Below are 21,025 nucleotides of genomic sequence, written 5' to 3' on the forward strand. Positions count from 1 at the left end.
CGGTCGGCACGATCAGTGCCATGACGACGCGAACCCCGGTCAGGCCTCAGTGGCGCACACCCACCGCGCTGATCCTGCTCAGCGTGATCCCCGTCGTGGCGGGCGTGTTCCGGACCGTCCAGCTGGTCGGTGGCGCGGAGGTCACGCCGGACAACGCCCGGTTCTTCGCCTCACCCGTGCCGGTCCTGCTGCACATCGCGTCCGTGACCCTGTACTGCGTCGTGGGCGCGTTCCAGTTCGTTCCCGGCTTGCGCGGTCGGCGGTCCGGGTGGCACCGGCTCGCGGGCCGGTTCCTCGTCCCTTGTGGACTGGTCGCGGCGGCGTCCGGCCTGTGGATGTCCTTGTTCCACCCCCGTGGCCCGGCCGTGGGCGACCTCCTGACCGTCTTCCGCGTCGGCTTCGGCACGGTGATGTTCGTCGCCCTGGTCCTGGGACTCGTGGCGATCCGCAACCGCTCCTTCGCCACCCACCGCGCGTGGATGATCCGCGCCTACGCGGTCGCTCTGGGCGCGGGCTCGCAGGCCGTGATCATCGGTGCCTGGATGCTCGCCGCGGGTCCACCGGACGAGTTCGCCAACGCCCTGCTGATGGCGGCGGCCTGGACGCTGAACCTCGCCGTGGCCGAGCGGATCATCCGCAGGCGTTGACCGACCGGCCCCCGGCCGGTGCCCGAGCCGGCTCAGCCGCGCAGGCGGCGCACGACGTGCCGGGCGTCGCGGCCGACGCCGCGCAGGGTGGCCGACGACAGGGTGCGCTGCCACTCCAGACCGACGTAACCCAGACCTCGGTGGGTGGTCGACAGTCCCGCCCGGTGGCGGGGGCGGCCGGCGGGGTCGAGCGCGCCCAGCGGCTCCAGGTACGTGAGGCCCGGCCGGTAGCCGGTGGCGAGGATGATCGCGTCCAGGGGTTCCCGGGTGCCGTCCGCCCGAGTGACGGTGGTGGCGTCCAGGCCGGTGAACACCGCTCTGCGGTCGGGACGGCCGGATGCCAGGGCCGACTCGTAGACGCCGGTGTCCAGCACCGGTGTGGAGAACCGCTCGGGCAGCCACCGGCCGATCGGCGCCGAATCCACGCCGGTGACCGTCAACCACCAGTGCACGTCACGGCCTGCCGGGCGTTGTGGCGCGAACCGGACCGGCTTCCGGCTCGCCACCGTGACCCGGGCGACGCCCGCCAACTCGACCGCGATCTGCACCGCGGAGTTGCCCGCGCCCACCACCACGACCCGCTTGTCGCGGTACGGGGCCGGGTCGCGGTACTCGGCGGCGTGGACGACCGAGCCGGTGAACGCGGGCGGCCCCGGTAGCGTGGGACGGTAGGGGGTGCCGAAGCCGCCGGTGGCCGCGATCACCCGGCGTGCGGCGAGCGTCCGGCCGGGCAGCCCCACCTCGAACCCGCCATCGGCCGCCACGACCTCCTCCACCCGGTGACCGGTGCGGATGTCGACGCCGAGGTGTTCCGCGTACCTCGCCAGGTAGTCCACCACCTCGTCCCGCGCCGGGTACCGGTCCGGGTCGCCGCCGAACGCCAACCCGGGCAGCGAGCAGTACCGGGCCGGGGAGAACAACGTCAGGCTGTCGCAGTACCCCGCCCACGACCCGGTCGGCCGCTCACCCGCCTCCAGCACCACCGGCCGGCCGCCCGCCGCCTTCACCGCGTGCGCGGCGGCCAGACCCGACTGGCCACCACCGATCACCACCCACTCAACCATCGAAGGTCGCCGAACGGGCCGGCATCGCGCAGTCCACCGCCTCCGAACACCTGGCGGTGCTCCGCGACGGCGGCCTGCTCACCGCCCGCCGTGACGGCAAGACCGTCTACTACCGCGCCGACCCCGCCGGGATCTCGGCGGCGCTCACCGAACTCCAGGACTACCTGGCCGGCTGCTGCCCGCCGCCGGGGTGAACGGGCGCGCGGGGACGAGCCGCGCGCCCCGCGGCGATCAGAAGTCGAACTCGTCGATGTTGCGCTGGTCGAACACCGTGGGCGGGCCGAGCACGACGACGCCGTCCGCGCCGATGGTGTACTCCCCCAGCTTGCCCGCCGTGAACCTCTCGCCCGGCGCACCCGTGATCCGGCCGGACGCGAGCGCCGCACCCGCGTACGCCGCCAGGTAGCCCAGGTCGGCCGGGTTCCACAGGGCGAAGGCCTCGACCGTGCCGTCCTTGACGAACTCGCGCATCTGGTTCGGCGTCCCGAGCCCGGTCAGCGCCACCTTGCCCTTGTACTCCGACCCCGACAGGTAGCGCGCCGCCGCCGCGACGCCGACCGTCGTGGGCGAGACGATGCCCTTCAAGTCCGGGTACGAGCGCAGCAGGCCCTGCGTCTCCTGGAACGACTTCTGGTCCTCGTCGTTGCCGTAGGCGACCGTGACGATCTCGATCCCGGCGTGCTCGGGCTTCTTCAGCTCCTCGCGCATCAGCTCGATCCACGCGTTCTGGTTGGTCGCGTTGGGCGTCGCCGACAGGATCGCGATCTTCCCCGCGCCACCGATCTGCTCCGAGATCAGCTCGACCTGGTTCTTCGCGATGCCCTCGGCGGTCGCCTGGTTCACGAACACGTCCCGGCACTCCGGCTTGGTGTCGGAGTCGAACGTGACGACCTTCGCCCCCGCCTGCCGGGCGTTGTTGAGCGCGCCGCAGATGGCGTTCGGGTCGTTGGCGGACGTCACGATCACGTCGGTCTGCTGCTGCGACAGCGTGTTGATGTAGCTGACCTGGGACGACGCGCTGGCCTCGGACGGCCCGACCTCCTTGTACGAGCCCTTCAACTCCTCGGTCGCGGTCTTGCCACCCCCGTCCGCGACGGTGAAGTACGGGTTGTTGACCTGCTTCGGCAGGAACGCCACGTCGAGTCCTTCGACCAGCGCCGCGTCGGGGTCGGCCTGGCCGGTGGCCCGGGTCGCCGCGGGGCTGTCCTCGGAGCCGCGGGTGGTGCCACCGCACCCGGCGGTGACGAGCAACGCCAGGATCGCGATCAGGCCGACGCGCGCGGTGCGTGGGGGCTGTGACATGGGGCTTCCTCTCTCGGCAGGGACAAACGTCAAGCGGTGCGCCGTCGCCGCCGCCACCGGGTCCGGCCCATGCCGACGACGTTCGGCACCACGACCGAGGCGATGAGCAGTCCGCCGGTGACGACGTTGAGCGTGTCCGCGGCGACGTCGGCGAGTTGGAGGGCGTTGCGGACGGCACCGAGCAGCAGGACGCCGGCCAGCACGCCGAGCAGCGTGCCGCGACCGCCGAAGATCGAGACACCGCCGAGCAGGACGGCCGCGACGACCGCCAGCTCCAGGCCGGCGGCGTTGTCGGCCCGCGCGCTGGCGAACCGCAGCGTCCAGTACACCCCCGCCAGGCCCGACACCGCGCCCGAGACGACGAACAGCCGGAACTTCGCCCGCGCCACCCGGAGACCGGAGAACGTGGCCGCCTCGGCGTTGTTGCCCATCGCGTACAGGGACCGGCCGAAGGGGGTCGCGTGCAGCACGACGCCGAACACCACCGCCAGCACCAGCGTGACGACCGCCGCCCACGGCACGGACCCGCCGCCGACGGTGCTGCTCGCGGCGGTCGTCCAGCTGAACGGGAAGTCGGCGACGGCCTGGTCGCCCAGCACCACGAACGCCAGACCCCGGTACGCCGCGAGCGTGCCGATCGTGACCGCCAGCGACGGCAGCGCGAACCGCGTCACGAACACGGCGTTCACCGCGCCCAGCACCGCGCCGAGAGCCACCACCAGGACCACGACCAGCTCCAGCGACAGGCCCGCCACCCACAGCTGCCCCATCACCGCGCTGCACAGCCCCAGCGTGCTGGCCACCGACAGGTCGATCTCCCCGGTGATGACGATCAGCGTCAGCGGCAGCGCTATCACCGCGATCGCGACCACGTCCAGCAGCAGGAACTGGAGGTTCCGGCCACTGGCGAAGCCCTCGACCAGGAGCCCGGCGACCACCACGACCGCGGCGAGCACCACGAGGAGCACGGTGTCCCACCGGGTCAGCGCGGAGCGCACGACGTCACGCGCCACGGGACGACCTCCCTCGCAAGCGGTTCGCCGCGCGGACGGCGAGCATCCGGTCCAGGCCGATGGCGGCGAGGATGAGACCGCCGACGACGGCCTGCTGCCAGAACGGGTTGATCCGCAGCACCGCCAGCGAGCTGCCGATGGTGGTCAACAGCAGCGCGCCGAGCGCGGCCCCGTACACGCTGCCGCTGCCGCCGAAGATCGCCACGCCGCCGACCACGGCCGCCGCCACGACCTGGAGTTCGATCCCGGTGCCCGCGGTGGCGTCGATCGTGCCGAACCGCGCCGCGTACAGGACACCGGCCAGCCCCGCCATCGCGCCGCAGACGACGAACGACGTGAACACCCGCCGCCCGACCGGGATGCCGGACAGGCGCGCGGCGGCGGGTTCGGAGCCGATCGCGTACAGCTCGCGGCCACTGCGGTAGTCGCGCAGGGCGAACCCGACCACCAGCACCACGACCAGCGCGATGATCGCGAGCACCGGGACGCCCAGCACGGTCCCCGTGCCCAGGCCCAGGAACGAGCGCGGCATGTCGGAGGCGTTGATCTGCTCGCCCCGCGCCCAGGAGTGGTCGATGCCGCGGAACGCGTAGAGCGTGCCGAGGGTGATCACCAGCGCGGGCACCCGTGCGGCGGCGACCAGCACGCCGTTGACCACACCGCACAGCGCGCCGAGCCCGACACCCGCCAGGACGGCCACCGCGGTCGGCGTTCCCGGCGCGGAGCTGAGCAGCTTGCCGGTGGCGAACGCCACCAGCCCGAGCACGGACCCGACCGACAGGTCGATGTTGCGCGAGATGATCACCACGGTCTGGCCGACCGCGAGGACCACCAGGATCGCCGCGCCCAGCAGCAGGTCCCGGACGCTCTGCGGCGACAGGAAGTGCGGACTGTCCACTGTGGTCACGAGCACCAGCAGCCCGAGCGCCACGACGATGCCCGACTCGCGCACCAGCCACAGCTTGTGGACCAACCGCGACCCGTTCTCCCCGGCGCTCACGCCGACACCCGGCCCGTGGCGGCGAACATGACCGATTCCTCCGTCGCCTCGTCACGGGTCAGCGAAGCGGTGATCCGGCCCTCGTGCACGACCAGCACCCGGTCGGCCATCCCGAGCACTTCGGGCAGCTCGGACGACACCATGAGCACGGCAACCCCCTCGGCGGCCAACCGGGACAGCAGCCGGTGCACCTCGGCCTTCGTGCCCACGTCGATGCCCCGCGTCGGCTCATCCACGATCAGCAGCCGGGGAGCGGTGGCCAGCCACTTGGCCAGCACCACCTTCTGCTGGTTGCCGCCCGACAGCGTGCCGACCGCGTCCGACAGCCGCCCGTACTTGACCCGCAATCGCTCCGTCCACTCGCGCGCGGCACGGCGCTCGCCGCGACCGCTGAGAAAACCCAAGCGGGCCAACGGTTTCAGCCGGGAAAGCGTCGCGTTGCGCTCGATCGACATCTCCATCACGAGCCCCTGCTGACGGCGGTCCTCCGGCACCAGCGCCACCCCCGACGCCACCGCGGCGGCCGGTGAGCCACCCGGGAGCCGTTCCCCGCCCACCCGCACCTCGCCCGAGTCGTAGCGGTCGATCCCGAACACCGCGCGCACCACTTCGCTGCGCCCCGCGCCGACCAGACCGGCCAACGCGACGATCTCGCCGGCACGCACGGAGAACCCGATGTCGGCGAACACCCCGTTCCTGGTCAGCCCGGCTACCTCCAGCACCACGTCACCGGGCTCCACCTCTTCCTTGGGGAACAACGTGGACACGTCGCGCCCGACCATCCGCCGCACCACCTGGTCGACGGTCAGGTCGGAGACCGGGTCGGTCGACACCAGGGCGCCGTCCCGCATCACGGTGAGCCGTTGGCAGAGCGAGAACACCTCGGTGAAGCGGTGGGAGATGAACAGCACCGCCGCGCCCTGCTCGCACAGGGTGCGGACCACCGCGAACAACCGCTCCACCTCCACCCCGGACAGCGCGGCGGTCGGCTCGTCCATCACGAGCACGCGCGCGTCCAGCGACAGCGCCTTGGCGATCTCGACCACCTGCTGGTCGGCGATGGACAGGCCTCGCGCGGGGCGGTCCGGGTCGATCCGCACGCCGAGCCGGCCGAACAGCCGGACCGCCGCGTCCTTCATCGCCGCCCGGTCGATCCGGCCGAACCGACCCGAGGGCTGCCGGCCCATGAAGATGTTCTCGGCCACCGAGAGGTCCGGGAACAGCGTGGGTTCCTGGTAGATGACCGCGATCCCGGCCGCCTGCGCCGCCGCCGGTCCGGTCAGCTCCACAGCGCGACCGTCGATCGTGATCACGCCGGCGTCCGGCTCGTGCACGCCGGCGAGCACCTTCACGATGGTCGACTTGCCCGCGCCGTTCTCCCCGACCAACGCGTGCGCCTCGCCGCTGTACAACGGGAACGAGACCTCGCGGACGGCCGCGACCGCGCCGAACGACTTGGAGACTCCGCGCACTTCCAGCAGTGGAGCCGCGCATTCCAGGTCCATCCGGCACCCCCGTGACTGAAATGTTTCAAGTCAGTGCTTGACCTTGGAGGCTAGGCTCGGCGTGGAGGAGCGTCAACGGTTCGGCCGCAACTCCACCGGTATGCGGCACGTTTCAACCCGACTGTCGCACGAGGTCCACGCACCGTCCACATCGGACGGCGCTACGCGACCCCGCCGCTACGCGACCCCGCCGAGCGGGCGCAGGCGGGTGGAGTCCCGCACGACCAGTTCCGGCTCGAACACGCGCTGCTCGTGCACGTGCCCGACGGCGTGCCGCGCCTCGGCCAGCATCAGCTCCGCCGCCGTGCGACCGAGGAGCTGGCGGGGCTGGGCGACCGACGTCAGCGGCACGGCGGCAGCGGCGGCGAACTCGATGTCGTCGTAGCCCACGATGGCCAGGTCTTCGGGTACCCGCAGGCCGAGCCGCACCGCCTGCTGGAGCAAGCCGAGCGCGAGCATGTCGTTGGCGCAGAAGGCCGCGGTCGGCCGCCGGGACGCGGGCAGCCCGGCCAGCCGCTCCCCCGCGCGCCTGCCCTCGGCGACGTCCAGGCGGGCCGTCTCCAGCACGGTCAGCGGTTCGGCGTCGGCGCGGGCCAAGGCCTGCTCGGCGCCCGTGATGCGGTCCTCGACCTGGCCGATCGAACGAGGTCCGCCGACGAACGCGATCCGGCGGTGCCCGGCGTCGAGCAGGTGGGACACGGCGAGGTCGCCGCCCAGCACGTCGTCGACCGACACCGAGCAGCGGTCCGGGCCCGCGCCGCGGTCCACCACCACGACGGGCGTGCCCCGGCCGGCCAGCGCGGCGATGCGCGGGTCGTCCGCGTCGACGGGCGTGATGAGGATGCCCTCGACCCGCTGCTGCTCCAGCAGGTCGAGGTACATGGCCTGACGTGCCCGGTCCTCGCCGCCGTCGCACAGGAACAGCGCGAGCCCGGCGGCGTCGGCCACCTGCTGCGCGCCCGCCGCCACGTCGGTGAAGAACGGGTTGCGCGCGTCGAGCACCACGTAGGCGAGGGTCCGGCTGGTGCCGCCGCGGAGCTGCCGGGCCGACTCGTTGCGCACGAACCCCAGCTCGGCGATCGCGTCCACCACGCGCTTGCGGGTGCGCTCGGCGACCATGTCGGGCCGGTTGAGGACGTTCGACACGGTGCCGAGGGACACCCCCGCGCGCGCTGCGACGTCCTTCATGCTCGGCGCGGCCACTTCGGCACCCCTCCTCCGTGCTCGACAGGGACGTGCGGTGAAACGTCCAAGCACTGGTTTCGCGGCGAGTTTAGCAGCCGCGCCCTCCGTCCAGCCTGGACTGGATCGGCCCTGCACAGCACCGTTGTGAAACGTTTTAAAGTGGGCTAACGTCGGTGCTGCCGGTTGACCCCGCTGTCGAGAGGAACGACGTGTGATGTCCCCACAGGAGGTGCTGTCGGGCCTGGACGGGTTCACCATCGAGGTGCCGAGTTGGGCGTACGGGAATTCCGGCACCCGGTTCAAGGTGTTCAGCACGCCGGGCACCCCTCGGGACCCGTTCGAGAAGATCGCGGACGCGGCCCGGGTGCACGCGCTGACCGGGTTGGCGCCGCGCGTGTCGCTGCACATCCCGTGGGACCGGGTCGACGACTACGGGGCACTGGCCGCGCACGCCCAGGAGCACGGCGTGCGGATCGGGGCGATCAACTCGAACCTGTTCCAGGACGACGACTACAAGTTCGGTTCGCTGACCCACACCGATCCGGCAGTGCGGGCCAAGGCCGTCGCGCACCACCTCGAGTGCGTCGAGATCATGGCGAAGACCGGCTCCACCGATCTGAAGCTGTGGCTGCCGGACGGCACGAACTACGCGGGGCAGGCGTCGTTGCGGGCCCGGCAGGACCGGTTGGCCGACTCGCTCGCGACGATCTACGCGGCGCTGGAGCCGGACCACCGGCTGCTGATCGAGTACAAGTTCTTCGAGCCGTACTTCTACGCCATGGACATCCCCGACTGGGGCACCGCGCTGCTGCACTGCCAGGCCCTCGGCGACCGCGCGCAGGTCGTGCTGGACACCGGTCACCACGCGCCGGGCACCAACATCGAGTTCATCGTCATGCAGCTGCTGCGGGCCGGCCGGCTGGGCGCGTTCGACTTCAACTCCCGGTACTACGCCGACGACGACCTGATCGTGGGCTCGGCGGACCCGTTCCAGCTGTTCCGGATCATGGTGGAGATCGTCTCGGTGGGCGGGCACCGCCCGGAGTCCGGGGTGAACTTCATGCTCGACCAGTGCCACAACATCGAGGACAAGATCGCGGGCCAGATCCGTTCCGTGCTCAACGTCGAGCAGGCGCTGGCCAAGGCGCTGCTCGTGGACACCGGCGCGCTGACGGCGGCGGAGGAGGCCGGTGACGTGCTCGGCGCGCACGACGTGCTGATGGACGCCTTCCACACCGACGTGCGCGGTGCGCTCGCCGACCGCCGCGAAGCCCGCGGGCTGCCGCGCGACCCGATGGCCGCCTACCGGACGTCCGGCTACGCCGCCGAGATCGCCGCCGGGCGCGTCGGCGGCACCCAGGCCGCCTGGACCTGATCCCCGTCGCCACCCGCTCGTCCACGAGGAGCTCCCCGAACATGACCGACAACCCGACCGCGGCGTCGCTGGTCGCCCGCTCGAACCGGCTGGGCGCCGACCCGCGCAACACCAACTACGCCGGCGGCAACACCTCGGCCAAGGGCGCGGAGACCGACCCGGTCACCGGCGACCAGGTCGAGCTGATGTGGGTGAAGGGCTCGGGCGGCGACCTGGGCACGCTCACCCCCGCCGGCCTGGCCGTGCTGCGGCTGGACCGGCTGCGCGCCCTGGTGGGCGTCTACCCCGGCGTCGACCGCGAGGACGAGATGGTCGCCGCGTTCGACTACTGCCTGCACGGCAGGGGCGGCGCCGCGCCGTCGATCGACACCGCCATGCACGGCCTGGTGGACGCGCCGCACGTGGACCACCTGCACCCGGACTCGGGCATCGCGCTGGCGACGGCGGCCGACGGGGAGGAGCTGACCCGGCAGTGCTTCGGCGACCGGGTGGCGTGGGTGGACTGGCGGCGGCCCGGTTTCCAGCTGGGCCTCGACATCGCGGCGATCAAGGCGGCGAACCCGCAGGCCATCGGGTGCGTGCTGGGCGGGCACGGGATCACCGCGTGGGGTGACACGTCCGAGGAGTGCGAGGCGCACTCGCTGGAGATCATCCGCACGGCCGAGGAGTTCCTGGCCGAGCACGGCGTCGCGGAGCCGTTCGGCGCGGTCGTGCCGGGCCGTGAGCCGCTGCCCGAGGCCGAGCGGCGGGCCAGGGCGGCGGCGATCTTCCCGACCGTGCGCGGACTGGCGTCGACCGACCACCCGCAGGTGGGGCACTACACCGACGCCGACGTGGTGCTGGACTTCCTGGCCCGGGAGAAGCTGGCACCGCTGGCCGAGCTGGGCACCTCGTGCCCGGACCACTTCCTGCGCACCAAGGTCAAGCCGCTGGTGGTCGACCTGCCCGCCGGCGCGAGCGTCGAGGAGATCACCGCGCGGCTCAAGGAGCTGCACGCCGCCTACCGCGACGACTACCGCGCGTACTACGAGCGGCACGCCGCCCCGGACTCGCCGGCCATGCGCGGCGCCGACCCGGCGATCGTCCTGGTGCCCGGTGTGGGCATGTTCTCCTTCGGCCGCGACAAGCAGACCGCGCGGGTGGCGGGCGAGTTCTACGTCAACGCCATCAACGTCATGCGCGGCGCGGAGTCCGTGTCGACCTACCGGCCGATCGCCGAGTCGGAGAAGTTCCGGATCGAGTACTGGGCGCTCGAAGAGGCCAAGCTGGCCCGGATGCCCAAGCCGAAGCCGTTGGCGACCCGCGTCGCGCTGGTGACCGGGGCCGCGTCCGGTATCGGCAAGGCCATCGCCGAGCGGCTGGCCGCCGAGGGCGCGTGCGTGGTCGTCGCCGACCTCGACGGGGAGAAGGCCGCGGCGGTCGCGTCCGGGATCGGCGGTGCGGACACCGCGATCGGCGTGGCCGCGGACGTGTCGGACGAGGACGCCGTGGAGCGGGCGTTCGCCGAGGCCGTGCTCGCGTTCGGCGGGGTCGACCTGATCGTCAACAACGCCGGGCTGTCGATCTCCAAGCCGTTGCTGGAGACCACCGTGCGGGACTGGGACCTCCAGCACGACGTGATGGCGCGCGGGTCGTTCCTGGTGTCGCGGGCCGCCGCACGCGTGATGATCGACCAGGGCATCGGCGGCGACATCGTCTACATCTCGTCGAAGAACGGCGTGTTCGCCGGGCCCAACAACGTCGCCTACGGCGCGACCAAGGCCGACCAGGCCCACCAGGTGCGCCTGCTGGCCGCCGAACTGGGCCCGCACGGCGTCCGGGTCAACGGCGTCAACCCGGACGGGGTGGTGCGCGGCTCGGGCATCTTCGCCGGCGGTTGGGGTGCCCAGCGCGCCGCCGTGTACGGGGTCAAGGAGGAGGAGTTGGGCGCCTACTACGCCAAGCGCACGCTGCTCGGCCGCGAGGTGCTGCCCGAGCACGTCGCCGCCGCCGTCTTCGCGCTGACCGGCGGTGACCTGTCGCAGACCACCGGGCTGCACGTCCCGGTCGACTCCGGCGTCGCCGCCGCCTTCCTGCGCTGATGGGCGTGCGGATCGCGGCCGTCGACCTGGGCGCGTCCAGCGGGCGCGTCATGGCGTTCGACATCGCGGCCGACCGGGTGGACTTCACCGAGGCGCACCGGTTCCCCAACGGGCCGGTGCGGCTCGGCGACACCCTGCACTGGGACGTGCTCGCCCTCTACCAGGGCGTGCTCGACGGTCTGCGGGCCGCCGGGCCGCGCCCGCTCGACTCGGTCGGCATCGACTCGTGGGCCGTCGACTACGGCCTGCTCGACGCCACCGGGGCGCTGCTGGGCAATCCCGTGCACTACCGGGACGCGCGCACCGACGGGGTCCCCGACGCCGTCCACGCCCGCGTTCCGGCGGCCGACCTGTACGGGGTCACGGGGCTGCAAGTGCTGCCGTTCAACACGGTCTACCAGCTCGCTGCCTCGCGGGGAACGCCGCAGCTGGACGCGGCCCGGCAGCTGTTGCTGATCCCCGACCTGCTCGGGCACTGGCTGACCGGGGCGCGGGTCACCGAGGTCACCAACGCCTCCACCACCGGCCTGCTCGACGCCCGGACCCGGACGTGGTCCACGGAGTTGATGTCCCGCCTCGGTGTCGCCGAGGGGTTGTTCACGCCCCTGGTGGAACCGGGCACGGTCGTCGGCGAACTCCTGCCGCACGTGGGGGCCGGCGCCACGCCCTTGGTGGCGGTCGGGTCGCACGACACCGCGTCCGCCGTGGTGGGGGTGCCCGCGACCACGCGGAACTTCGCGTACGTCGCCACCGGCACGTGGTCGCTGGTCGGGGTCGAACTGGACGCGCCGGTGCTCACGGAGGCCGGCCGCCGGGCGAACTTCTCCAACGAGCTGGGCATCGACGGCACCGTGCGCTACCTGCGCAACGTGATGGGCCTGTGGCTGTTGCAGGAGTGCCTGCGCGAGTGGGGCGACCCCGACCTGGCGGGCCTGCTGGCCGCCGCCGCGACCGAGCCCGGCTTGACGGCCGTGGTGGACGCGGGCGATCCGGCGTTCATCCCGCCCGGCGACATGCCCGCCCGCATCGCCGCCGCTTGCGCCCGGACCGGCCAGCCCGCGCCGGCGACGCCTCCCGCGGTGGTGCGGTGCGTGCTGGACAGCCTGGCCCTGGCCCACCGCCGTGCGGTCCGCGAAGCCTCCGACCTGTCCGGACAGCGCGTGGACGTCGTGCACGTCGTGGGCGGCGGGGCGCGCAACCGCCTGCTGTGCCGACTCACCGCCGACGCGTGCGGGCTGCCGGTGATCGCCGGACCGGTCGAGGCCGCCGCCCACGGCAACGCGCTCGTCCAGGCCCGCGCGCTGGGCGTCGTCACCGGCGGTCTGTCGGAGCTGCGGGCGTTGGTGCGCGCCTCGACCGAACTGGCCCGGTACGAGCCGAACGGCGACGCGTCGGCTTGGCAGGCGGCGGAAGAGCGCCTGACCGCGCCCGGGTCCGGAGCGGCATAGCGCCGGGGGTGGTGCGGCCGTGACGTGCCCGGCCGCACCACCCCCGGATTCATCAGCCCTTGAACCGGACCGTGTACTCCCGTTGCCCGGTGCCGTCCTCGCTGGTCACCGTGACCCTGGCGACCGGGTCGGCGCGGTCGGCCTGGTCCACGGCCACCTTGGCGTACGGGTCGGCCGCGACCGCCGTCACCTCGCCCCGCCGTGCGTCGACCTGGTACGCCGTGGTGCCCGGGTGGAAGCCCGCGACCGGCGTGCCGTCCACGGCGAGCCGCGCCGCCGACGCGTCCGCCGACTGCCCGGGCGCCTTGGCGAACACCTGGATCTCGCTGATCGTCATGTACATCGACGGCCGTGCGGTGAACACCACCCGGACCCCGTCGGTGGCCGATGCCCGCAAGGGGACCTCGACCACGGGCGCCGGCACGCCGTCACCGACGACCGGCACCACGTCGCTCGCGTCGACCCACGTGCCGCCGGCGTCCCGCACCTGCACGCGCAGCGACTGCGCGTAGCTCGCGGTCGACCCGTCGCGGTAGAAGTGCACGACGACGCGGTCGACGTCCCGCGCGCCCGGCAGCTGGTAGGTCAGCGTGTCCGACGGGTTCTTCGTGCCCGACCTCCAGTTGGACCAGGCCTTGTCGTTCGTGACGCCGTTGCGCAGGCGGTCGGCGGAGTAGCCGGGCTCGGTGTAGGTGGACGAGGCCCGCACGCCGTCCTCCAGCGCCGCGTTGGTCTCGACCGGCTGGGTGACCTGCACCCGTGCCGTCGCGGGCACCGTCGAGCCGTCGACGACCTGTGCCGTGCCGTGGAGCGTCACCACGCCCGGCCCGGTGGTCGCCGGCATCGGCTGCCACGTCACCGGCAGCTCCGTCGTGCCGCCGTTCGTGCCGACGCCGACGACGGTGGTGGGCAACGAAGGCACGCCGCCGACGTACGCCTTCGCCCGTCCCGGCAGGGTCGACGCGATGGTGTCCACGGTGACGACCGCCGTGGTGCGGAACGTCCGACCCAGCGGATCGGTCGCGGTGCCCGGCACCCGCACGGTCCCCGGTCGGGACCACCGCGTCGCCGGCATCGGCTCCCACTGCACGGACAACGCGCCGCCCGTGCCGTCACGCAGCTCGGCGGGCACGGTGGACGGCAGTTCGGGCGCCCGACCCGGCACGGTGAAGACCGCCACGTCCTGCGCGCCCAGCACGGTGCGGTCCACCACGGTCCACCGCTGGTTCGCCCCGGAGAACGGGGTGTAGACGCCCACCGGCGAACCGTCCGCGGTGGCCTGGCCCGTCACGTCGGGCAGCCGCCCGGTGGCCGCGTTGACGAACGTGTAGGTGCCGTCACCGGTCGTGGACATGATCCACTGCGCGGCGGGGTCGGCCTCCCCCGCCGGTTCGAGCACGAGACCGCTCCCGCGATCCGCCAACCGCCGGCCGCTCACCGCGTGCGACACCGCGTAGCGCTCGCGGTTGCCCACGCCCCCGGTGACCCGCTCGACCCGCCACAACGCGCTCGCGTCGGACTGGTCGGCCGTCCGGACCACCACCGAGCCGCCCTCGGCCGCCGGCACCAGGGCCTTGCCGCTCTGCACGCCGACCAGGCCGTAGACGTGACCCTCCTGCACCAGCGCCGCGTCCTTCGCCACGCCCTTGGCCCCGTCGACCACGAACGTCGTCACCGACCTGGAGGGCACGGTGAGCGTGGCCGAGCGGTCGTCGCCGACCCGGACCGGCGTGCCGCGCACCAGACCCCCGTCGACGTCCGACACCACGGGGGTGACGGTGGCGTGCGGCAGCACCACGCCGAACCGCGACAGGTCCAGCGTCACGGCCCGCTGCCGGTCCGCGCTGTTGACGTGCACGACCGTCGCGGAGTCACCGGAGGCCGACACTGCGGCCAGGCTGGACGTGTCGTCCACCTTGACCACGCGGTCACCGGGGCGCACGAAGTGGGTGAAGTTCCGGATCGTGTTGAACTTCGTGTTCGTGCGGACCGGGCACGTCTCCAGCGTCGCGTCGGGCGCGCAGTCGAACGGGACCTGGACGCTGCCCCAGTTCTTCCCCGCCGCGAACTGCGGGTTGTAGTCCTCGATCGCCTGCCACAGCACCCACGCGGACGGCTCCAGCTCCCGCATGTCGGAGACGATCCGCTCGGCGATGCCGAGGCCGGGGTCCATGTCGGTGAAGCTGTGGCGGTTGCCCCAGGTGCCGTCCACCTCGCTCATCCACAGCGGCTTGCCGGCGCCCTTGGCGATGTCCCGCGCGGACGTCCGGTCACCGGTGCCGTAGGTGTGCACGTTCAGCTGGTCGACGGCCGCGCGCCCCTCCGCGCTGTAGCCGTTCCAGTTGGTCCGGAACGTCCCCGGGTTGGTCTCGTCCATCGCGGACAGGCGCGCGCCGAGCTGCGACTCGTCCAGCGCCCGCCGGAGCGCCAGGACCACGCTCTGCTGGAGGGCCGGGCCGGCGTGCGCGCCCTCCTGACGACCGCCGGTGGGCCGGCCGTCAGGACCGAGCTGCGTGCCCCAGTACGAGGTGTTCGGCTCGTTCAGCGGCTCGACCAGGTCGAACTCGATGCCGTGCGCACGTTCGATGTGCTCCGACACGCGGACCAGGTACGTGGCGAAGTCGTCCACCCGGTCGGCGCGGATCTGGTCGGCGCTCGGGTCGAACCCGCCGGACACGTACCCGCTGACCGTCTGGAACCACGGCGGCGAGTTGCTGAACGCCTCCCACGTGTCGACCTTGTCCTTGATCCGGTCGATCCACCACCGCTGGTTCGCGTCGGCGTCCCAGTTCCAGTGCTCCGGGTTGTCCGGGTCCCACCAGTCCACGTCCTCGCGCGTGGTGCCCTCCGGCGCGCGCCAGAAGCCCTCCATCGTCGCGCCGGCCTTCATGTAGTCCTTGCGCACGTCCGGCGCGTTGCCGCCGCCGATGTTGTAGCGGGCGATGTTGAGCCGCAGCCCGTCCTCGCCGAACAGCAGGTCGGCCAGGCGGTCGCGGACCTCGTCGGGATAGCCGCCGGTGGCGTTGGCGAACCAGACCAGGCTCGTGCCCCAGCCCTCGAACGCGGGCTGCTGGTAGGACGGATCGGGCCGGACCGTGACCGACTGCACCTCCTCGGCCTGGGCCACCTCTCCCTGGGCGACCGCCCCAGGAGGCCCGGCCGCGGCCAAGGCGCCGCCCGCCAGCACGGCGGCCAGGCCGAGGCGGACGAGCCTGACGGGTGTTCTGCGCGGTTCCATCGTCGTTGATCTCCTCTTCAGAACGGACGGCCCTGCGGGGAGGAACAGCGTGGAAAGCGCTTTCCCGCTACGGCGAAGCGCTCCCCACGACGGTGTGCACTACGGACTTGCTGCGCCCAGGCCTACAGCGCCCGGACCTACTGCGCCCGAGCCTCCTGGCCGGACAGCGGCGCGGTGATCGCGCGCGTGTTGCCGAACACCACGTAGAGCAGCGGCGCGCACGCCACCAGCAGACCGGCCACCGGCTGGGCCAGCACGATCCCCGCGGCCAGCCCGAGCACGACCACGTTGGCCAGCCCGAGGTACCAGCGCCGCGCCACCAGGCACAGGCACGGCCACAGGAGCGCACGCGCCCGGACGCCATCGGCGGACGTCGCGAGCACGAGGACCACCGCGATCACCGTCGCCACGACCAGCGCGGTCGCCGTCACGAAGAACGGCACCAGCGCCGGTCCCCACGACGTGCGGGCCACGATGACGGCGTCGAACCCCAGCACCGCCACCACGGCGGCACCGCCGAACCACACCGCCGACGCAGGGGCGGCAGCACGCCGGTATGCCGTGACGAACGGCCGCCACACCGACGGCGGACCGTCGCCCAGCGCCGCGAAGCAGCCGAACACCCCCGCCAGCGCCGGCGCGCAGACCCCCGACAGCACGACGAAGAACGGCCACGACGCGAGCGGATCGCGCACGACGGCCAGCGCCAGCAGCAACGGGGAGCAGGCAACGGCGAGCAGCACGTTGGCCATCAGGCCGACGTACACCATCCCGAAGACCTTCTCGTAGGTCTCCTGGGCGGCGGGGCGCAGCAGTCGCACGGCCACCGCGCTCACCCCTTGATCCCGGTCGTCGCGATGCCGCGGATGAAGTACCGCTGCCCCAGCAGGAACACCAACAGGATCGGCAGCACGGACAGCACCGCACCGGTCATGATCATCGCGTACTCGGCGTCGTACTGGCCGACGAACGAGCGCAGGCCCAGCTGCACGGTCCACAGCTCGTTGCTGGTCAGGTAGATGAACGGCCCCATGTAGTCGTTCCAGGTGTTGACGAACGTGAGCAGCGCCAGGCTCGCGAGCGCCGGTTTCGACAGCGGCAGGATGATCCGCCAGTAGATCCCGTACTCGTTCAGCCCGTCGATGCGCGCGGCCTCGCACAGCTCGTCCGGGATCGACATGTAGTACTGCCGCATCAGGAACACGCCGAACGCGCCGAACGCCTGGAGCAGGATGATCGACCAGTACGTGTTCGTCAGCTCCATCCGCTGCATCATGATGTACTGCGGCACCATGTACGCCTGCCACGGCACGGCGATCGTGGCGATGTACATCAGGAACAGCGCGTCGCGGCCGGGGAACCGCACCTTGGAGAACCCGTACGCGGCGAAGCTGCCGGTGAGCACCTGGAGCACGGTGATCGTCACCGAGAGGAACAGCGAGTTGCCGAGGTAGGTGGCCAGCGGGATGCGGTCCCAGATCTCCACGAAGTTCGACCAGCGGAGTTCGTCCGGGATCCACTGGATCGGCACGGTGAACACCTCGTTGTCGCGCTTGAGCGACGCGGAGAGCATCCAGGCGAACGGCACGAGCACGAGCAGCGCCACCGCGATCATCGCGGTGTAGGTGAGCACCGGTCGGGCGATCCGCCACGCGCCGCCGGAGGACTTGGCCGGTGGCGCCGGGTCGAGCGGCGGCGCGGTTGGCGGCGCCGGGTGCAGCGTGGTCATCAGGCGTTCCTCCGCTCGTTGAGGCGGAACTGGAGGACGGTCACGCTGAGCACGATGACGAACAGCACCAACGCGATCGCGGACGAGTAGCCGAAGTGGCCCTCGGTGATGCCCTCCCGGTACACGAGCTGGGAGAGCACCAGCGTGCTCCGGCCGGGGCCGCCGTTGGTCATGACGACGATGAGGTCCAGCACCTTGAAGCTCTGGATCGTCAGCATGACCAGCACGAAGAACGTGGTCGGCCGCAGCGACGGCAGGGTGATGTGCCAGAACCGGTGCCACGCGTTGGCGCCGTCCACCCGTGCCGCCTCGTAGAACTCCTCCGGGATGGACTGGAGCCCGGCCAGGTAGAGCACCATGTAGTACCCCATGTCCCGCCACACGCTGGTGATGATCACCGCGGGCATCGCCCAGTCGGTGCTCGACACCCAACCCGGCGGATCGCTGACGCCCAGCGCGCCGAGGAACTGGTTGACCGGGCCCATGGTGGGGTTGAACAGCATGTTCCACACCACCGCCACGGCGACCAGCGACGTGACGTAGGGGAAGAAGGCCGCGGTGCGGAAGAAGCCCACACCGCGGATCTTCCGGTTGAGCACGATCGCCAGGCCGAGTGCGGCGACCATGGTCAGCGGGATGTGCCCCGCCGCGTAGTACAGCGTGTTGCCCAGCGCGACCCGGAAGTTCTCGTCCTCCAGCATCTCGGCGAAGTTGTCCAGGCCGATCCACTCCGGCGCGCGGTAGGAGTCCCACTCCATGAACGCCAGGGCGAACGCCGCGATCACCGGCACGAGGGTGAACAGGGCGAACCCGACGAAGTTCGGGAGGATGAAGCTCCAGCCGATGAGGGTGTTGCGTCGTGTCCGTCGCCGTTGGGCCGGACCGCGAGGCGGCGCCACCGGCGGTGCTTTCGTCTTGGTCACTGCGTTGGCCATGCTCGTCCTCGTGCTGGTCTCGGGGGCGTCGAGGTCGGGGGAGGCTAGTCGATGACCTTCTTGACCCGGTCCCGCATGGTCCGGATGCCCTCCTCGACCGACTTCTCGCCGACCATGATCAGTTCGTGCTCCTCCTTGAGGATCGTGTCCACGTCGGCGGTGTGCTCGCTGACCGGCATCTCCAGGACGATCTTGTCCGGGGAGAGGGCCTTGGCGGTCTGATCGCCGCTGGGCATGCCTTCCAGCGACGCGTACAGCTTGGTGATCTCGTCGCTCTGGAGCGCCGGCACGACGCCGACCTTGGTGATCGCCTTCGCGCCCTCGGGCCCGGACGCGAACTCCACGAACTTCCGCGCGGTCTCGGTGTGCTTGGCGTTCTTGTTGACCGCGAACGCCGTCGGCGAGCCGAACGTGGTGGTGCCGGACGAGCCGGCGCGCTGCGGCATGGGCGCGATGCCCCACTCGACCGCGGTGTCGCCCTTCTTCTTGGCGGCCAGGATGCCCGCCGTGTACCAGGTGCCCATCGGCAGCATCGCGGTGGCGCCGGTCTCGAACATGGTGCGGTAGCTGGCCTGCTGGGCCGTCGCGCTGCCGAAGTCGAGCGCCGCGCCGGACTTCTGCAGGTCGAGCGCCAGCTCGTACTGGTCGGCGAAGAACTCGAAGTCGCCGCCGATCTGGTCACCGTCGTTCTGCGCCGCCGAGATGGCCTGCACGACCGACCGCCAGGTGTGGTGGTAGGTGCCGTAGACCTTCTTGCCGTCCACTTCCTTCGTGAGCTTCTTGGCTGTGTCGGCGTACTGGTCCCAGGTCAGGTCCTCCGGGTAGGCGATGCCGGCCTCGTCGAACATCTTCTTGTTGTAGTAGAGCAGCCAGAAGTCCTGCCGGTAGGGCAGCGCGAAGTACTTGCCCTCCTGGTCGAAGGCGTCGAGCCCGGCCAGGTCGCCGGTGTCCTCGTCCTTCACCAGGTCGCTGACGTCGGCCAGCTGCCCGCGGCCGGCGTAGCGGGCGTAGTCGATGACGTTCTTCATGGTGATCACGTCGGTCGTGTCACCGCCCGCGAGCATGGTCGTGACCTTCGTGGGGTAGTCGGCGGCCAGGATGTCGACCGGCTGCACCGTCACATCGGGGTTGGCCGCCTCGAAGGCGTCGAACACGGCCTGGAACTCGGGCGTGCCCGCCAGGTTCCACACCGCCACGCTCAGCGTGACCGGGCCGCTCTCGTCGGCCGGTGCACCCGAACCACAGCCCGCCGTCACCAGCGACAGCGCCGTGAGGGCGACCAGGGCCCCGCGGACGCGGCCACGCCGACCCGCGCGAGGCTCGTTCGGAGTCATCATTGATCCCGTCCCTTTCCCAACTTCATTCCGTGGTGGTGCGGCAGGTGCGCCGCGGTCGAGCCGCCGCCCGGCGGTCACGCGCTCTTCCCGAACGTGTCCGGGGTGACGGCGGCGCGCGGCGGGCGACCGGACAGGTAGCGCTCCAGCTCGTCGATCGCGCTGTCGCTCATCCGTCGGGTTTCCGAGCCCAGCGAGCCCGCGATGTGCGGGGTGATCATCACGTTGGGCAGGTCGTAGAGGACCGAGTCGGCCGGCAGCGGCTCCGGGTCGGTCACGTCCAGGATCGCGTCGAGCCGCCCGGTGGCGCACTCCCGCTCCAGCGCCGCCGTGTCGAGCACCGAGCCGCGCGCGGTGTTCACCACCGTCGCGCCGTCGCGCAGCATCGCCAGCTCGGCGGCCCCGATCAGGTGGTGGGTGGAGCCCAGCTCCGGCACGTGCAGCGAGAGCACGTCGCTGGCCCGCAGCAGCTCCGGCAGCCCCACCAGCCGGCCACCCGCCGCCGCCACCTCGGCCGGGTCCACGTACGGGTCGTACACCAGCACCGTCACGTCCATCTCGCGCAGCCGGTCCACCACCCGGCGGCCGACCCGGGAGAAGCCGGCCACGCCGATCGTGCGGCCCCTGTTGGTCAGCTCGCCGCGCCGCGCCAGGTAGGACCAGTCGTCGCGGTGCTTGCGGGCGTCCTGGGCGAGGAACGGCGCCTTCTTGCCCGCGAACACGATGGCGGCCACGGTGAACTCGGCCACCGGGATGGCGTTCTGGTCGGCCGCCGTGGTGACCAGGATGCCGCGCCGCCACACCTCGTCGGTGACGAACGACCGCACGCTGCCCGCGCCGTGGAAGATCGCGCGCAGGTCGGGCGCCGCGGCCAGCCGCTCCGTGGTGAGCGGCGGGCAGCCCCACGACGTCAGCAGCACCTCCACCTCGCGCAGTCTGCGCCGCACCGCCGGCGAGTCCAGCTCTGCCGTCGACACCGGGTCGGCCAGGCCGACCAGCCGGTCCAGGCGGTCCAGCTGCGCCGGTCCGAACTGGACCCGGAAGTGCTCCGGCTCCATCACCAGCAGCGCCTGTGGTCGTCGTGGTCCGTGGGTCACGCGGAATCCTTTGCGGCCGGAACGCTCGAAAGAGTGGACCGATCATGTGTGATCGTGTTTTTCAAGTCAAGA

The 21,025-nt window shown here is 71.9% G+C and carries 17 protein-coding genes; 5 read left to right on the top strand and 12 right to left on the bottom strand.

Annotated features, from left to right (window positions below):
• The first annotated feature begins 20 nt into the window (after positions 1-20).
• Complete coding sequence (locus tag ACRAKI_RS31265) at positions 21-647, top strand: DUF2306 domain-containing protein (RefSeq protein WP_447004079.1); 627 nt, start codon at positions 21-23, stop codon at positions 645-647.
• A 32-nt stretch (positions 648-679) separates the two neighbouring features.
• On the opposite strand, the gene ACRAKI_RS31270 is transcribed toward ACRAKI_RS31265, so the two are convergent.
• A complete protein-coding gene (locus ACRAKI_RS31270) occupies positions 680-1,711 on the bottom strand; it encodes a flavin-containing monooxygenase (RefSeq protein ID WP_447004080.1) in 1,032 nt (343 codons plus the stop codon).
• Positions 1,712-1,767: 56 nt separating this feature from the next.
• Here ACRAKI_RS31270 and ACRAKI_RS31275 point away from each other — a divergent pair, with 56 nt between their 5' ends.
• On the top strand, positions 1,768-1,905 hold the full coding sequence (locus ACRAKI_RS31275) for an ArsR/SmtB family transcription factor (protein WP_447004081.1): 138 nt from the start codon (positions 1,768-1,770) through the stop codon (positions 1,903-1,905).
• A 37-nt stretch (positions 1,906-1,942) separates the two neighbouring features.
• Here ACRAKI_RS31275 and rhaS read toward each other — a convergent pair whose 3' ends face one another.
• The 5 genes from rhaS to ACRAKI_RS31300 all read right to left on the bottom strand — a co-directional run bounded on the left by rhaS (position 1,943) and on the right by ACRAKI_RS31300 (position 7,719).
• The gene (rhaS, locus tag ACRAKI_RS31280; RefSeq protein ID WP_447004082.1) at positions 1,943-3,013 is read right to left on the bottom strand and encodes a rhamnose ABC transporter substrate-binding protein; all 1,071 of its coding nucleotides are present in this window, start codon (positions 3,011-3,013) and stop codon (positions 1,943-1,945) included.
• A 29-nt stretch (positions 3,014-3,042) separates the two neighbouring features.
• Entirely contained in the window at positions 3,043-4,026 is a 984-nt protein-coding gene (locus ACRAKI_RS31285) for an ABC transporter permease (protein WP_447004083.1), read from the bottom strand.
• Positions 4,016-5,026: an ABC transporter permease gene (locus ACRAKI_RS31290; RefSeq protein ID WP_447004084.1), complete on the bottom strand. Its 1,011-nt coding sequence runs from the start codon at positions 5,024-5,026 to the stop codon at positions 4,016-4,018. Before ACRAKI_RS31290 ends, ACRAKI_RS31285 begins: the two co-directional genes overlap by 11 nt.
• Complete coding sequence (locus ACRAKI_RS31295; protein ID WP_447004085.1) at positions 5,023-6,531, bottom strand: sugar ABC transporter ATP-binding protein; 1,509 nt, start codon at positions 6,529-6,531, stop codon at positions 5,023-5,025. Before ACRAKI_RS31295 ends, ACRAKI_RS31290 begins: the two co-directional genes overlap by 4 nt.
• 177 nt (positions 6,532-6,708) lie before the next feature.
• Entirely contained in the window at positions 6,709-7,719 is a 1,011-nt protein-coding gene (locus ACRAKI_RS31300; RefSeq protein ID WP_447008568.1) for a LacI family DNA-binding transcriptional regulator, read from the bottom strand.
• Between the two features lie 211 nt (positions 7,720-7,930).
• Between ACRAKI_RS31300 and rhaI the strand changes: the two genes are divergently transcribed.
• The 3 genes from rhaI to ACRAKI_RS31315 are packed head-to-tail and all read left to right on the top strand — an operon-like array spanning position 7,931 to position 12,620.
• The gene (gene rhaI / locus ACRAKI_RS31305; RefSeq protein ID WP_447004086.1) at positions 7,931-9,091 is read left to right on the top strand and encodes an L-rhamnose isomerase; all 1,161 of its coding nucleotides are present in this window, start codon (positions 7,931-7,933) and stop codon (positions 9,089-9,091) included.
• 41 nt (positions 9,092-9,132) lie between these two features.
• Positions 9,133-11,172, top strand: a complete 2,040-nt coding sequence (locus ACRAKI_RS31310) for a bifunctional aldolase/short-chain dehydrogenase (protein WP_447004087.1) — start codon at positions 9,133-9,135, stop codon at positions 11,170-11,172.
• The gene (locus tag ACRAKI_RS31315) at positions 11,172-12,620 is read left to right on the top strand and encodes a rhamnulokinase (RefSeq protein ID WP_447004088.1); all 1,449 of its coding nucleotides are present in this window, start codon (positions 11,172-11,174) and stop codon (positions 12,618-12,620) included. Before ACRAKI_RS31310 ends, ACRAKI_RS31315 begins: the two co-directional genes overlap by 1 nt.
• 52 nt (positions 12,621-12,672) lie before the next feature.
• Here ACRAKI_RS31315 and ACRAKI_RS31320 read toward each other — a convergent pair whose 3' ends face one another.
• From ACRAKI_RS31320 to ACRAKI_RS31345, 6 genes are all read right to left on the bottom strand, one after another.
• Positions 12,673-15,858: a glycoside hydrolase gene (locus ACRAKI_RS31320; protein WP_447004089.1), complete on the bottom strand. Its 3,186-nt coding sequence runs from the start codon at positions 15,856-15,858 to the stop codon at positions 12,673-12,675.
• Between the two features lie 137 nt (positions 15,859-15,995).
• Positions 15,996-16,685 carry a hypothetical protein gene (locus ACRAKI_RS31325; RefSeq protein WP_447004090.1) on the bottom strand — a complete coding sequence of 230 codons (690 nt, stop codon included), beginning with the start codon at positions 16,683-16,685 and terminating at the stop codon, positions 15,996-15,998.
• 5 nt (positions 16,686-16,690) lie between these two features.
• Positions 16,691-17,587: a carbohydrate ABC transporter permease gene (locus ACRAKI_RS31330; RefSeq protein ID WP_447004091.1), complete on the bottom strand. Its 897-nt coding sequence runs from the start codon at positions 17,585-17,587 to the stop codon at positions 16,691-16,693.
• Positions 17,587-18,522, bottom strand: coding sequence for a carbohydrate ABC transporter permease (locus ACRAKI_RS31335; protein WP_447004092.1), 936 nt, complete (start codon positions 18,520-18,522; stop codon positions 17,587-17,589). Before ACRAKI_RS31335 ends, ACRAKI_RS31330 begins: the two co-directional genes overlap by 1 nt.
• Before the next feature lie 44 nt (positions 18,523-18,566).
• On the bottom strand, positions 18,567-19,859 hold the full coding sequence (locus ACRAKI_RS31340) for an ABC transporter substrate-binding protein (protein ID WP_447004093.1): 1,293 nt from the start codon (positions 19,857-19,859) through the stop codon (positions 18,567-18,569).
• A 74-nt stretch (positions 19,860-19,933) separates the two neighbouring features.
• Positions 19,934-20,953 carry a hydroxyacid dehydrogenase gene (locus tag ACRAKI_RS31345; RefSeq protein ID WP_447004094.1) on the bottom strand — a complete coding sequence of 340 codons (1,020 nt, stop codon included), beginning with the start codon at positions 20,951-20,953 and terminating at the stop codon, positions 19,934-19,936.
• Between the last annotated feature and the right edge of the window lie 72 nt (positions 20,954-21,025).

It is taken from the genome of Saccharothrix isguenensis, assembly GCF_052936305.1.

Coding starts and splice junctions, on each gene's coding strand:
- ACRAKI_RS31310 (WP_447004087.1), top strand. CDS start 9,133: ATGACCGACAACCCGACCGCGGCGTCGCTGGTCGCCCGCTCGAACCGG.
- ACRAKI_RS31330 (WP_447004091.1), bottom strand. CDS start 17,587: ATGACCACGCTGCACCCGGCGCCGCCAACCGCGCCGCCGCTCGACCCG.
- ACRAKI_RS31295 (WP_447004085.1), bottom strand. CDS start 6,531: ATGGACCTGGAATGCGCGGCTCCACTGCTGGAAGTGCGCGGAGTCTCC.
- rhaI (WP_447004086.1), top strand. CDS start 7,931: ATGTCCCCACAGGAGGTGCTGTCGGGCCTGGACGGGTTCACCATCGAG.
- ACRAKI_RS31340 (WP_447004093.1), bottom strand. CDS start 19,859: ATGATGACTCCGAACGAGCCTCGCGCGGGTCGGCGTGGCCGCGTCCGC.
- ACRAKI_RS31335 (WP_447004092.1), bottom strand. CDS start 18,522: ATGGCCAACGCAGTGACCAAGACGAAAGCACCGCCGGTGGCGCCGCCT.
- ACRAKI_RS31320 (WP_447004089.1), bottom strand. CDS start 15,858: ATGGAACCGCGCAGAACACCCGTCAGGCTCGTCCGCCTCGGCCTGGCC.
- ACRAKI_RS31315 (WP_447004088.1), top strand. CDS start 11,172: ATGGGCGTGCGGATCGCGGCCGTCGACCTGGGCGCGTCCAGCGGGCGC.
- ACRAKI_RS31265 (WP_447004079.1), top strand. CDS start 21: ATGACGACGCGAACCCCGGTCAGGCCTCAGTGGCGCACACCCACCGCG.
- ACRAKI_RS31270 (WP_447004080.1), bottom strand. CDS start 1,711: ATGGTTGAGTGGGTGGTGATCGGTGGTGGCCAGTCGGGTCTGGCCGCC.
- ACRAKI_RS31300 (WP_447008568.1), bottom strand. CDS start 7,719: ATGAAGGACGTCGCAGCGCGCGCGGGGGTGTCCCTCGGCACCGTGTCG.
- rhaS (WP_447004082.1), bottom strand. CDS start 3,013: ATGTCACAGCCCCCACGCACCGCGCGCGTCGGCCTGATCGCGATCCTG.